The sequence below is a fragment of the Oribacterium sinus genome (genome assembly GCF_963537195.1).
GTDB lineage: Bacteria > Bacillota > Clostridia > Lachnospirales > Lachnospiraceae > Oribacterium > Oribacterium sinus_A.
This window is the reverse complement of sequence record NZ_CAUTEG010000063.1, coordinates 1-13,699: the sequence shown is the minus strand read 5'-3', so window position 1 is coordinate 13,699 and position 13,699 is coordinate 1. Positions and strand designations below refer to the sequence as shown.

The following is a 13,699-nucleotide window of genomic DNA, read 5'->3' as shown; positions in this document are numbered from 1 at the left end:
CTGACCATTACCTCTCCGTCTCCCATCGCCGCATGCACATCTCCCAAGGAGAAAATGGCGCCATCATGGAAGACAGGAAAATAAAGACTTGCTCCTTCTTTGATGCGCTTATTGTCCATGTTTCCGCCGTGGTAGCCCGGTGTTCCGCAGTTGATGGAGGCATTTTCCGGCGCAACACCGATAACACCAATCATGGGCGTAACATCAAACACAAGCTTGTCATTAAAATGAACCTTTCCCTCTTCTACCTTAATCCTTTTAACAGACTCTTCTTTCACCAAAGAACCAAGAACACCATTATCCGGAAGGGCACACATTACCCCCTGCTTATCCAAAACGATTTCCAGGATTTCCACCTTGAGGACATCTCCGGCCTTTGCATTCTGCACATAGACAGGACCGGTGGCGGGATTGATACGGTCCCAGTTCAAAGCTCCGATGCATGTTCCCTCTTCACTAAGCTGATTATCAAAGCAGTCGTGGGTACGGAAAATGACGGTTTCTCCGTCCATCACCTCCGCAACACATTCATTTTTACTGTCAAAGGCAAATACTCTATTGTTTTCAATGATTTTCATAGTTTCTCCAATCCAGTTTGCACTCCCATTATTTCCTGTCACATAAGAAGGATGTCAAATAATCAAATTTTTCTTGCAAGCAAGCCCACATTGCCTTCCGATACTTTTGGCACTTGTATCATCATATTGATTCTATTGAACTTTTTCAACAATTACTTCTCTCAGGCTAAGAATTTTTTGCACTACTCGTTGTTGAAAAACACACCCGTAAATACTAATACAACAAGCATAGTAATTTATGGGATTTTTCTATGTGCATAGAAAAATGATTATGCTATACTCTTTTTAAAGGAGAATAAGAAAATGGAGAATAGAAAAAAAGGTGAGTCGAGATATCGCTTATCAAAAGGAAAATATTAAACGGATTCCCTTTTCTATTCAGCTTTCAGAGTATGATATATTGAAAGCGCAAGCTGCTAATATGCCGATGAATACATTTATCAAGAAAGCCCTGAATTCCTACACAGGGCAGGAGATATTTAAGGTATAGGGAGTAAATATGGAAGATAGTAAAGATGAAATCCGTTTTGAATGGGACGACAGAAAAAACCAAATCAATATCAAAAAACATGGAATTAGTTTTTTAGAAGCAGAAGAGGCATTTTTTGATGATTGTGCCGTTAGGTTTGATGATCCGGAACATTCTATAGGAGAAGAAAGGTTTTTGCTTATAGGAGCTACCGTAAGAGGTTTACTAATGGTTTGCCATTGTTATAGGGAGGAAGGTGAGGTCATTCGATTAATCTCTGCTAGGAAAGCAACAAAGAACGAACGCCTAATTTATATAAAGGAGAATGAATAATGAGAGAAGAATATAACATTGAAGAATTAAATCCGAAAAAAAATCCTTATGCAAAAAAGTTAAAAGAACAATCAACTATACAGATAAGCCCTACTGTGATGAATTACTTCCAAAAACAAGCTGAAGAGCTGGATGTTTCTTCACAAACATTAATCAATATGTGCTTGCTTGATATCGTGAACAATAATAAAAAAATTAATTGGAATTAATATATCGACTCGGAAAGAAGGCAGGAAAATGAAGAAAATTCTTATTGTAGTAGATATGCAGAAGGACTTTATTGACGGTTCTTTAGGAACAAAGGAGGCGGAAGCCATTGTACAAAAGGTAAAAGAAAAAATCCTCTCCTATCCCAAAGAGGATGTTTACGCAACCCTAGACACTCATAGAGAAGATTACCTCTCCACCCAAGAGGGTAAAAATCTTCCTGTCTCCCACTGCATTAAGGGAACGGATGGCTGGCAGTTGGATAGCGCTCTTCAAGGCTTAATCCTAGCGGATCATTTCTTTGAAAAGCCCGGCTTTGGAAGTTTGGAATTGGCAAATGCCATGAAAGCCCTCTGTCAGGAACTTAAAAGCAAAGAACAGGATTTCTCCATCGAGCTTGTAGGCTTATGTACCGATATCTGTGTGGTTTCCAATGCCCTTCTTCTAAAGGCATTTTTACCGGAAGTCCCTCTCTCTGTAGATAGCCGGTGTTGTGCCGGAGTTACGAAAGAAAAACACGAAGCTGCTTTGGAGACTCTACGCTCCTGTCAGGTGGAGGTGCTATAGGAAAAAAACGGGCTGTAAAAAATTAAAATAATTAATAGATTTTCGGCAATACAGGTCTAAATGAGGGGTAGTCTGAGCCCGTGGGTACTTGCGAAAAACAAGAGAATCGCAGTTTTTCGCTTAGTATCCGATACGTGGCGAAGCTAGCGAGAGCGTGCCCCAAATTTAGACCTATATTGCTTAGAAAACTATTTTGATTTTGATAGCCCGTTATGTTTTCTGGTATGAAATTTAGCGTCCGCTTTATTTCTCCAATGCCTGATCCACATCTGCAATAATATCCTGCACATCTTCAATTCCTACAGACATTCTGATAAGGTCCGGAGATACACCTGCTGCCAGTAGCTCTTCATCATTCATCTGTCTGTGGGTGGTGGATGCCGGGTGCAGCACACAGGTTCTGGCATCCGCAACGTGAGTTACAATAGCAGCCAGCTTCAGAGAATCCATAAACTTTACAGCCGCTTCTCTTCCTCCAACTACGCCGAAGGAAATTACTCCGCAGGAGCCTTTTGGCAGATACTTTTTAGCTAATTCATGCTGGCTGTCATTTTCCAAACCGGAGAAGGAAACCCAGGATACCTTCGGGTGCTTTTCCAAATGCTTTGCTAAAGCCAAGGCATTTTCATAATGTCTTTCCATTCTTAAGTGCAAAGTTTCCAGACCTACGCCCAGGTAGAAGGAGTTTTGCGGAGAAGGAATGGAGCCTAAATCACGCATCAGGTTGGTGGTCATTTTCACAATATAGGCTGCCTTACCGAAGCTCTCCGTATAGACTGTTCCGTGGTAGGTTTCGTCCGGAGTGGTTAGTCCCGGGAATTTCTCGCTATACTTGGTCCAGTCGAAGTTTCCGGAATCCACAACTGCGCCACCAACCGCATTGGCAAAGCCGTTCATGTATTTTGTGGTGGAGTGCGTCACGATGTCCGCTCCCCATTCAAAAGGTCTACAGAAAATCGGAGTGGGGAAGGTATTGTCCACAATTAATGGCACGCCATGCTTGTGCGCTGCCTTGGCAAATTTCTCGATGTCCAAGATTTTCAAGGCCGGATTCGCTAAGACTTCTCCAAAAACCAGCTTTGTGTTGGGACGGAACTTGGACTCCAAGTCTTCTGCAGAAATGTCCGGGTCCACGAAGGTCGTTTCAATGCCCATGTTTTTCATGGTCTTTGCGATTAAGTTGTAGGTTCCGCCATAGATTGCGGAAGAAGCAATCACATGATCCCCCGCAGAGGCAATATTGAAAATGGCATAGAAATTTGCCGCCTGACCGGAAGAGGTTAAAATCGCCGCTACTCCGCCCTCCAACTGACAGATTTTATTTGCCACAGCATCATTGGTGGGGTTAGCCAGTCTGGTATAGAAATAGCCGGAATCCTTTAAGTCAAAAAGGTCTCCCATTTGCTGGGAAGTCTCGTATTTAAAGGTTGTGGATTGTACGATAGGTACTACTCTGGGCTCTCCTTTTTTCGGCTCATAGCCTCCCTGTACACAGATGGTATCGATGTTGTAATTTGCCATGATGTTTACTCCTTTCGTTCATTTCAACTACTATATAGTTCTAAAACTTGGCTTGTCAAGCGAAGGAAATCTGTAATTTTACACTCAAAAATATTTTAATTTTACATAACATAAATTCCGCTATTCTCCATGATGTCTTTTATCTCAGACAATTCACTGAATATTTCATTTTGATTGTTCTGACTAAGTTGACAAGAAGAAAAAACATCATAATGATATGGAACTAAAAGCAATCTGAAAATTATATAACTCTTTAATTCAAAATTTCTCCTAATACTATCTTGTCCAAGTTTTTTAAATTCTATATATTGATTGTCATCAAATGTTTTAAATAAAGAATCCCATAACCATTCTATAAACTCTTTAAATAAAAAGTGAGATACATACGACTTAGAAAGTTCAGAACATAATTCGTTAATAAAATTTGATTTCTGCAAATCCATAATATTCTTTCTGAATCGATTTTTATTTATGACCATTTCCCATATTTTAAACTCCTCAATATTCATTATCTTCCTATGGGATCGTTCTGCATAAGCGAGCCTGAATATTAGTACTACTACAATATCTTCGAACTCTAAAAAACTTAATAGGTATTCAAGAATCTCATTACTAAAATCCCCGCCTTGCATAAGTTCATACTTACTAGTTGTTCTCAGAGCATTAAGTACATAAGCAGGTAAATATTTATTTTGCATTTTTTCGGAGAAATCCTTTATGAACATGTCATTCTGATATTTTTCATTAATAACATGTTCAAAGACAATGTCAAAAACATCAGAAAAATAATGCGCTCCTTGAACTTCAGTATCTATTTGATTTAAAATTTTAAACACGCACATCATATTATCCGGAGTATGGATGGACTCTAAAAAACTGATGTCACTCAGCTTTTTTTCTACAATTTCTATAATTTCAGAGATGCATACATTGCTTTTTAATGGTTCATCTTCCCAATTATATATTATATTTTTTCTATAATTCCCCCAAAAAACATCTTTATACTCTTTGTTATTTTTCATCTCCTCTTCTATCCTAAGTAAGTGTTGTAAATCTTGCTCCACTATTTGAATCAAGCCCAATGGCACTACATCCAATCTTGCCAAGATATTCCATTTTTGATTGTAATAATTCTTTAACAGCTTCAATCTTTGTTTGAAGAAAAAATATGTAATTATGTCTTTAATATTATTTTTAGGCTCAGAATCTTTGTAGTGAAACACTCTAGTCAATATATTGTCTATTATTTTCTGTTCAGAGCTAAATGCCGCCATATAAAACTCTATTTTTTCATTATCAGTTTTACTAACTTCATTCCCTCTGTTAACAATATAGCTTATAAGTGTTTCAACATTAGCATAAAAATCACAGTCTAAATTTATGATATTTTTAAAAGAAAAAATAGTTTTAAAGAGTTTTTGAGAATAATTTGTCAATTCTAATTTGATTTTATATTCTTCATATTGATTAGTAGTTTTATATAAATAGCTACGTGTAAACGCATTGCTGGATAGGGCAACAGACTCTATCAATAATGCGGCACAAAAAAAGGAACTTACTATAAATACAGCAAGCCAAGCTGATTTTATATATTGAATTTTAGTAGCAAAAATGGCGAAAAAATTATTAAATATTCTACTTTGAAAATATGTTTCCGAACACAAAACTACACCCGGTATACCAGCAATTATCCAAAAATATAATCTGGCAGGAATAGTACTAAATGATTTTAACCAGAAATTATCATGGAATTTTAGTTTCTTTATATTGTATCCTAAATAATAATTCTCTTTATTCTCAATATCTACCGTCTGATTTTCCAAATAATTTGAGATAAATGTCATGATAGATACAAGCCCTACCGACATTAAAAACATTTCTTTCCACTTTAATTGTACCTCTATGTTTTTATAAATAAAGCAAGATAAGATAATACTTAACCATATAGAAATATGTTTCCAAGGATACCTACAAATTACATATATATCAAAACCCCAGTTCACTATTCTTGTTATCCCAATGTAAATGGTATGTTCTATTTCAATTTTTAAGTTTTCAATCATGATATAAATCATTGCCTTTCTTGTAGAATTCAATATATTTACTTCGCGGTAATTCCTGTAATAGCTTTTCATGTTGCAAAAAGTGCTATCGAAAACTCATCCATCCTTGCGCCCGATAACTCCTCTCTCATAATAAAAAATATATTGCTGGATAATCCCTGCATTTTCCCCATACAAGGAAAATGGAGATATCCCTCCACATTCCTTCTCAATAGCCCGAAAAATCCAGACATCTACCGGAACGCAGGCGGTTCTTCCGTAGGCAAATAGGGCGATGCAGTTTGCCACCTTTATGCCTACCCCCATGACAGCCTGCAGCTTTTCCAGCAATACATCATCCGGAAGTTCTGCGATGGCTTTCAGATTTAGCTCTCCACTATTGACCTTTTTTATTGCGTCCAAAATGTACTTCACCCTATAACCAAGACCGCAGGCTGCCAGCTCTTCCTCCGTAGCATCCTTCATTTCTTCCGGGGAGGGAAATGCCTTTAGCCTTTCCTGTTCAGTAACAATATCATGACCATATTTTTCCGAGAGTGCTTCCACGGATTTGATAATAGCGGGAATGCTTTTCCGTTGTGAAATGATAAAGGTAAGAAGCATTTCCCAAGGGTCTTGTCGTAGAAGTCGCACTCCACGACCATGGGCAATGGCCTGATCTACAAATTCATGCTTTCCACTTTCTGAAACAGCGATTTCGCTATAGCATCTTTCCAAATCAAAAAAGGGAAACCAGATTGTTTCCCAGCTTTTCTGATCACAGGACGCCGTATACACTCCGGGCTCTCCTTCTTTCGGACGAAGGTAAATGGCGGAATCTCCGGAGATAAAACGATAGCTTCCGTCTTCCAGACATTTTCCCCGGAAGCACTGTCCGCTATCAATAATTTTCTCTAAGTCAAAATCATCTTTGATGGTCACTTGCATAAATCACACTCCTATAAGGCTTTAGGAAATATCATAGCACAAAAGACCTGCTAAAACCGCTTAGCCTTATATAAATTCTGCTAAGTCCTACTGTATCTTTACTAAATCCCCCTATTTCCTTGCTAAATAATAAAGTTAATTCTTTCATCACTGACAGCAAAAAGTCGCGCCTTTATGTTATACTTAAAAAGTTTCAATAAGAACCCAAATATAAGAAGGAAGCAAGGATGCCGCAAATGGAATTGACGAAGGAAGAACAGCAAAAGCTTAGAGAACTTTGGACGTTTCCGAAATTCAAAAAGGCTCGAAAAGCAATGAAGAGAAGTTTTTACTACAAAGACAACCCTATGGTGCCTTTTTTTGTATTGTTCTCCGGGCTTTTGTTCTTATGTGTTTTTGTTTTGCCAATTCTTATAACGCTTAAGGAGCAGTCTATCCTCCCCCTCAGCACATTTCTGCTTTATCAAAAGATTGTTTTCGGGATAGTGATTGCTTCATTCCTGGGTATCGTCGGCGCGTTCATTTTAGCGGTACTTTGTAGCCTTATCTTTAAAATCATAAAACTGCCGGAGACGGAAGAAACTTATTTAAACCGGATACTTCCTCCGATGATTAATATTCTTTTTCCCGATGCAGAATTTGCCGGAAATGAGGCACTTCCTCTTCATGCCTTTAAAAAAGCTGTACCGATTTTTTCTTATTATTTCCCCTACGGCTTACTGGATTTGCAGGAGCAAAATGGGCTTAAAATCACCGACTTATATGCTTACTCTCCCCAAAAGGGAAAAGACAGGAAAGGTTTATACGAATTCTACGGGCAAATTTATACTTTACAATATCATTCTCATTTTGAAGGACAGCTAAGAATTGTTCCCACGGAGAAAGTGTGGGGGAAAGAAACAAATGGAGGGCATTTTCCTGCCTGTGACGGAGAAAAGAAAATCGATGTAGAAGATATTACCCACAATGAACATTACAATATCTTCTGCACCGATGAACAGGCTGCGCGAAAATTTCTGACACCGACTATGATTTCCTGGTTTGACAGACAAATTTCTTCCGGGTTAGGCTTTTCCTTAAACGACGACCGAATTTACTTGATAGTGAAAAGCGACTTGGCCTTATTCACTCCCCCAAAGAATAAGAAGGCATGGAAAAAATGGAATATGGAGAAAACCGCCCGGTCTATAAAGACCGTAGTTGCTTCAGCGAGAGAACTTGCGGAGATGTTCTAACTAAAAAGATATACCCTACGCCCTGCGAGTGGTATTCATTAAAAACCAGATGCTTCGATTCGCCTGCGCCACTTGTTAAAAACGAGTATCGCACGTTTTACGAGCAAGACTCGTTATGAATCAAAAGCAGAAAAAGCTGTACTGTCTCAGCATTTTCTGCTTTTTTATTTTCCTCTCGCTATGCACAAATTCTTTCGTAGCGCTTCGCAGAAAGGGTTTCCAGCATAAAGGAATAGGGATCCAAAATCCCCTCGGATAGCATAGAAAAGATTTGCGGAGAAGCACCGGACACCAAGGCAACTCCCTGCTCATTTTTTGTAACCGGCTGTTGCGGGTTTCTACTTTCCACGTTCCAAAATACAATTTGCGGAAGCTTGTAGCCATACTTTGCAAACTTCTTTTTTACGCACTCAAAATTCGTCATTTCCGCATGGTTTGCACAATAGTCGAATTCCATGTCCGAAATGATATAGAGTTTTTCCGGGAGTTCCTCCTGCTTTGCCTTATTTTGAATGGCCGTCTTCAGAATTAAGTCGAAAGTTCTCTGTAAATCCGTATTGGCACACTCATTGAAACTCATGCAGTACGTAAGTTTATCCACAATATCCCGCCCTTGCACTTCCACCAATCTCGGATTTTCAGAAAAGGTAATAAAATGATTATGGAAACAGCCCTTGTTGTGCTCCGCAAAATAAATCCCCAAAGACTGTGCCACTGCTGCCGGCATGTACCCGGATCCCCAGTTACAATACATGGAACCGGATCCATCCACTACAGCAAGAGCATTTTCCGCCCCTGTATAGTCGGGAAGTGCCTTCCAGGTGACGTCCATCGAACGGCATTCTTCTTCCGTGATTTCCGCTTCCACTATATTTTTATGAATAATGGATGCTGCGATATCATAGGGCGTCAAGGTTCCCGTATTCATTACAGAAGGATTACTTTCCGCCTTATCCAAAAAGGCAGAGTATCTCTCCCTGTCATTTCTGAGAAAAGCCAGTCTATACTTATACAAAGCTTTAGAAGGCTGCTTCTCATAGGAAAAGGAGTAATCCTTCTCCCGAAGATAATTCTCCATCAACTTTATTTCCGCCCGCAGAGAAACAAGGACTTTACGATACTCTGCATCGCTAAATCCCATTGCTTTTGCCAGCTTCTTTGCCATTTTTACCGTGTCTTTATTGCTGGTATTCACGGAAGGAAGCCATTTGGCCAGTAAAGAGACAGTATCTCCGATTTTCAGGGCAGCAAGATCCTTATCCAACTGCTCTTTTATGAAGCTAAGCATATCCTTTTCGCAAGGTCCGTCCAGAAGAGAAAGCAGGTCATCGAATCTTCCGTACTCGGGAACATTTGCAATATTCTTCCGAAGGGAATCCGCCTCATGAAGAGAAAGCCACTTTAGTATAGACCGAAACACTCTTCTCTCCCCAAGTCCTCCTCGGATATCCCTTGCGAAGAAAAGAATCTTCATCGCCATATTTCTGTCTTCCGTATAGGCCTTGATAAATCGGGAAATGATTTCATTGTCTTCTGCATTTCGCAAAGCACCAATGGTAGCAAAAAGATCTAAACAATAAGAGTTTGTACTCCTGTTGGTAAGAGCGCCATTCTCCGTATATGTCAGATTCTCTTCTTTTCTTAATTCCTCTAAAAACATTGCTCCTACCTCCTTCTAAAAAGAAACAGCCACAAGATACTTTATTTACAAGGTAAGGGACATTTGCCCCTTAAAGTAGGGGGAGTTGCACCCCCCGGAAGCGCCGGGACTTTAGCCCTGCGCCGGCTAACTCAGCCAAATATCACATATTTTTTGCTGTTAGTATCTTTCCGACTGTTTTACTTTACCTAGGGAATATCCCTAAGCTATACAAGACACACCGGATTCAACATCCGCATTTGATCTAATTCCAAACATAATTGCTTGCTGTATGTGTCTTTCGTGCCTTTATGATATACCGATTTTCAGGAGATAAAAAGCTGAGGAATATAAATATTTTTCAACCCCAAATTCATTGTATAAGTATTGTATTTTCGTTATTATTATGACATTGAACAAGTCCATTATGGGGAATTCGAATAGGGTGTTTTTCTTTTAAGAAGGAGGAAATCATGACGGAGAAGTACAAAATTTACATTCCGGAAGAGATGCGATTACGCCTTTTGAATGATGCGGAGCTCTTTGATTTTTATAAAAAGGATGGCTCTATAAATCTGAATGGATTTTTGAAGGAGCTTTTGCTCCAATATTTTGATGAATATCGGGAAACAAAGGAACGGCTCCTCGATACTATTTTGTCCGACCTCAGTGCATTTTCCTCTATTTCCCGGGACGACGCCGATGCCATCGCGGATAAAATCATGAATACGTATCTTAGAAGGCCGAAACGGGATATCGCACACTTTACGCAGGATACCCTTGTAAGGCAAACTGCCGCAGGCTCCGGGAGAAATACTCGTTCTGCATTAAAAAGTGAGCGAAACGCCGCCATTACCTTGACGGTCAGCGGTCGCTCCTTAAATATTATGCGTTCCATCGAAAGCAATATGCTCTCCCGGGTTTCTCTCTCCCGGTATCTTAATGACTTTTTCAGCTCCTATCTTTCCATTTCCAGAAAAGACCGAGAGAAAATCCTCTTCCAAGACACTTTTTTGGAATTAAATGCCGCTATTCAGAAGAACAGCATCATCAGCTTCTCTTCCACCTCCGCCCCCGAACTGCATTTCACGGTTTGCCCCTATTTTATTGCCGCTTCCAAAGAAGAACAGTGCAATTACCTCCTGTGTACGGACTACGCTAGCGGAATTCCCCGAACTTTCCGTATCTCCAGAATTCATGCTCTTTTTACTTCTTCCGATAAATTTCTTCCGGATGAAACGAGAAAACTGGAGCTACAGGAAATTGCCGGAAGAAGCCCCCAATCTGCATCTAAAAGTGTAGAAGCTAAAGTTCTCTTCACTGATAAGGGTATGCAGAAGTTTCATCTTGTCACCAAAAACAGACCGGATGTCTTGAGAAAAGAGGGAAATACTCTGTATTTCCACTGGCCAAGACTACAGCTGGAGGCTTATTTTCGGCGTTTTGGAAAAGAGGCAGTAATTCTTGAGCCGGATGAATGTCGGGAATCTATGCGGTTTTTTTACAAAAAAGCATGGGAGGCGTATAGAAAGAAGGAGAAGATTATCATTGAAAAGCAGCAATAAAAACGATAGAATGGTTATACCCATAGGGGTATATGATTCTTATCACTGTAATGCCGGAAAGAAGGGTTCTCTATGAAGAAATGTATGGATGCAGATAATTTACACCGGAGACTTGCCAAAATCATGGGACAGATTAAAGCCATTGATCGGATGGTGGATGATGATGTTCCCTGTGAAGATGTGCTGTCTCAAATCAGCGCAGCTAAGTCCGCACTAAATAAAGCCGGACAAGTCATTTTGGAAGGGCACATCCACCACTGCATTAAAGACGCGGTGGAGCAGGGTGATGAGGCCGAAATTGAAAATTTCACAAAAGCCATCGAACGTTTTGCCAACATGCAGTAAGGATTTTCAAGAATTCTGTTTGAGTCTATATGCGGAGCTACTATAAAGCGCGCTATAGGCTCTTTTTTATTCTGAGCAAGTGACGCGGGCGAAGCCTGAGACAGCTTATTCTTAACGAGTATCGCACGCGTAGTGTGCAATATCTCGTTGGCTGCTTTTCACATCAAAATCATTTTCTTATATGCTTTAATTTTTTCTTGACAACTTATACCCCTATAGGTATATTATGTGGCTATACCCCTATGGGTATAAACCAGGATATTAGAAAATTTTTATTTTCATTTTCCCGATAATAAAGCAAAAAAAGGAGAAGCAAGCATGAAAAAAATGATGTTCAAATTGGAAGAATTGTTGGAAGTTGGTGGAATGAAAAAAGATATTGTATTCCTCGTGATTGGCGGTGTTTCTCTTTTATTAAGTCTCATGAACAGTCGTTTTCCCTTTCTTCCCCTCCCCTTCGACATTGCCTGGCTCTCCATTCTCTTCTGCGGAATCCCTATCATCCTGGAGGCAGTGATCGGACTGACTACCCGCTTTGATATTAAAGCGGATGTTCTGGTTTCTCTTGCGCTCATTGCCTCTATTTTCATCCACGAAGATTTCGCCGCAGGAGAAGTAGCATTCATCATGCAGCTCGGTGCGCTCTTGGAGGACTTGACTGTGGCCAGAGCAAGAGCAGGCATAGAAAAGCTGGTGCAGCTCACTCCCCAAACTGCCCGTGTCATTTCCCATAACGAAGAACAAATCATCCCGGCAGAGCAGGTTCAGCTTAAGGACATTCTGCGGGTGCTTCCCGGAGAAACAATCCCTGTAGATGGTATCCTTCTTTCCGGGCAAACTTCCGTAAATCAGGCGGTAATGACCGGTGAATCTCTACCGGTAGACAAGACGGTGGGAGATACGGTTTCCAGCGGAACCGTGAACCAATACGGTGCCTTTGAAATGGAGGCAACCAAGGTCGGTAAAGACAGTTCCATTCAACGTATGATTCAGTTGGTCCAATCTGCGGACGCTGACAAGGCAAAGATCGTGGGACTGGCTGACCGGTGGGCTACCTGGATTGTGGTGATCGCACTCTCCGCAGCAACCCTCACCTGGCTTTTTACAGGGCAAATCATTCGTGCCGTCACCATACTGGTTGTTTTCTGTCCCTGCGCCCTTGTCCTTGCGACCCCCACTGCCATTATGGCTGCCATCGGAAATGCCACAAAACACGGTTTTCTTGTTCGGGAAGGAGATGCCTTAGAACGTCTTGCCGGAGTGCGGAAAATCACCTTTGATAAGACGGGAACATTAACTTACGGAACCCCCGTTGTCACCGCGGTGAAATCCCTTTCCTCTTACTCCGAAGCGGAACTCTACGCTTATGCCGCATCCGTTGAAAAAATGTCCGAGCATCCCCTGGGGAAAGCAATTGTCCATTGCTACGGAAAAGAAACTCTTCCCGTCCAGGATTTCCACATGGAGCCGGGAGAAGGCGTTTCCGCTGTAATTGACAGAAAAACCATCCATGCAGGAAATGCGAAACTCTTTAACAGGATCCACCTGAATGCAGAGGTCGCTAAAGAAGCAGAAAGCTATCTTTCTGACGGAAGCACCGTCATTTACATGGGAATCGACGGAAAGTTGGCAGGATTTATCGTTCTTTCCGACACACTGCGTACAGAATCCTATGATACCATTCAGAAAATAAGAGAATTGCATATCACCCCCGTACTCCTTACTGGGGATCATGAAAATGCCGCTTTAAACATTGCAAAGAAGGTAGGTATTACTGAGGTAAAGGCCAACTGTCTTCCTGAAGATAAATTAACTGCGATAGAAGAAGCGCAAAAAAGAGGAGAAAGTGTCTCTATGATTGGAGACGGCATTAACGATGCACCTGCTCTGAAAAAAGCAAATGTCGGTATCGCTATGGGAGGAATCGGCAGTGATATTGCCGTGGACGCCGCAGACATTGCTTTGGTAGATGATGAAATTAAAGAGCTCCCCCACCTTCTTGCTTTATCAAAGAGAATGATGAAAACCATAAAAATCAATTTAACCTTCTCCATGGCGCTGAATTTCCTTGCCATTGTGCTGGCTATTACCGGCATACTGGGGCCGGTTGTGGGCGCTCTCGTGCACAATGCAGGAAGTATACTGGTTATTATTAATTCTGCACTGCTTTTAAAATGGAAGGCTCAGGAATAGTCTCTATTTTACAAAGTCCGATTTCTTTCAATCCTCTGTCATACAGGGCAGTGAGGC

Annotated in this window: 12 protein-coding genes; 7 read left to right on the top strand and 5 right to left on the bottom strand. The window is 40.7% G+C overall.

What is annotated here, in order from left to right:
* Nucleotides 1-578: acetamidase/formamidase family protein (locus tag RYL27_RS07900; RefSeq protein WP_314966402.1), on the bottom strand; the 578-nt coding region annotated here is incomplete at its 3' end.
* A 499-nt stretch (nt 579-1,077) separates the two neighbouring features.
* Here RYL27_RS07900 and RYL27_RS07895 point away from each other — a divergent pair.
* Genes RYL27_RS07895 through RYL27_RS07885 form a run of 3 tightly spaced genes read left to right on the top strand, consistent with a single transcriptional unit; the run spans nt 1,078 to nt 2,154 of the window.
* On the top strand, nt 1,078-1,380 hold the full coding sequence (locus RYL27_RS07895; RefSeq protein ID WP_314346044.1) for a BrnT family toxin: 303 nt from the start codon (nt 1,078-1,080) through the stop codon (nt 1,378-1,380).
* Entirely contained in the window at nt 1,380-1,589 is a 210-nt protein-coding gene (locus RYL27_RS07890) for a hypothetical protein (protein WP_007157299.1), read from the top strand. Before RYL27_RS07895 ends, RYL27_RS07890 begins: the two co-directional genes overlap by 1 nt.
* Nucleotides 1,590-1,617: 28 nt before the next feature.
* The gene (locus RYL27_RS07885; RefSeq protein WP_314966399.1) at nt 1,618-2,154 is read left to right on the top strand and encodes a cysteine hydrolase family protein; all 537 of its coding nucleotides are present in this window, start codon (nt 1,618-1,620) and stop codon (nt 2,152-2,154) included.
* Between the two features lie 243 nt (nt 2,155-2,397).
* Here RYL27_RS07885 and RYL27_RS07880 read toward each other — a convergent pair whose 3' ends face one another.
* The 3 genes from RYL27_RS07880 to RYL27_RS07870 form a co-directional block, all read right to left on the bottom strand.
* Nucleotides 2,398-3,675: an O-acetylhomoserine aminocarboxypropyltransferase/cysteine synthase family protein gene (locus RYL27_RS07880; RefSeq protein ID WP_314345296.1), complete on the bottom strand. Its 1,278-nt coding sequence runs from the start codon at nt 3,673-3,675 to the stop codon at nt 2,398-2,400.
* A 101-nt stretch (nt 3,676-3,776) separates the two neighbouring features.
* Nucleotides 3,777-5,750, bottom strand: coding sequence for a hypothetical protein (locus RYL27_RS07875; RefSeq protein ID WP_314345298.1), 1,974 nt, complete (start codon nt 5,748-5,750; stop codon nt 3,777-3,779).
* 84 nt (nt 5,751-5,834) lie between these two features.
* Nucleotides 5,835-6,665, bottom strand: a complete 831-nt coding sequence (locus RYL27_RS07870) for a DNA-3-methyladenine glycosylase family protein (protein ID WP_314345299.1) — start codon at nt 6,663-6,665, stop codon at nt 5,835-5,837.
* A gap of 236 nt (nt 6,666-6,901) precedes the next feature.
* Here RYL27_RS07870 and RYL27_RS07865 point away from each other — a divergent pair, with 236 nt between their 5' ends.
* The gene (locus RYL27_RS07865) at nt 6,902-7,900 is read left to right on the top strand and encodes a DUF3137 domain-containing protein (RefSeq protein ID WP_314345302.1); all 999 of its coding nucleotides are present in this window, start codon (nt 6,902-6,904) and stop codon (nt 7,898-7,900) included.
* A gap of 178 nt (nt 7,901-8,078) precedes the next feature.
* On the opposite strand, the gene RYL27_RS07860 is transcribed toward RYL27_RS07865, so the two are convergent.
* A complete protein-coding gene (locus RYL27_RS07860; RefSeq protein ID WP_314966396.1) occupies nt 8,079-9,560 on the bottom strand; it encodes a DUF2828 family protein in 1,482 nt (493 codons plus the stop codon).
* A gap of 452 nt (nt 9,561-10,012) precedes the next feature.
* Here RYL27_RS07860 and RYL27_RS07855 point away from each other — a divergent pair, with 452 nt between their 5' ends.
* From RYL27_RS07855 to RYL27_RS07845, 3 genes are all read left to right on the top strand, one after another.
* Nucleotides 10,013-11,104 carry a WYL domain-containing protein gene (locus tag RYL27_RS07855; RefSeq protein WP_314345307.1) on the top strand — a complete coding sequence of 364 codons (1,092 nt, stop codon included), beginning with the start codon at nt 10,013-10,015 and terminating at the stop codon, nt 11,102-11,104.
* 72 nt (nt 11,105-11,176) lie between these two features.
* Complete coding sequence (locus RYL27_RS07850; protein WP_183684328.1) at nt 11,177-11,449, top strand: metal-sensing transcriptional repressor; 273 nt, start codon at nt 11,177-11,179, stop codon at nt 11,447-11,449.
* A gap of 318 nt (nt 11,450-11,767) precedes the next feature.
* Nucleotides 11,768-13,642 carry a heavy metal translocating P-type ATPase gene (locus tag RYL27_RS07845; RefSeq protein WP_314345311.1) on the top strand — a complete coding sequence of 625 codons (1,875 nt, stop codon included), beginning with the start codon at nt 11,768-11,770 and terminating at the stop codon, nt 13,640-13,642.
* The last annotated feature ends 57 nt before the right edge of the window (nt 13,643-13,699 follow it).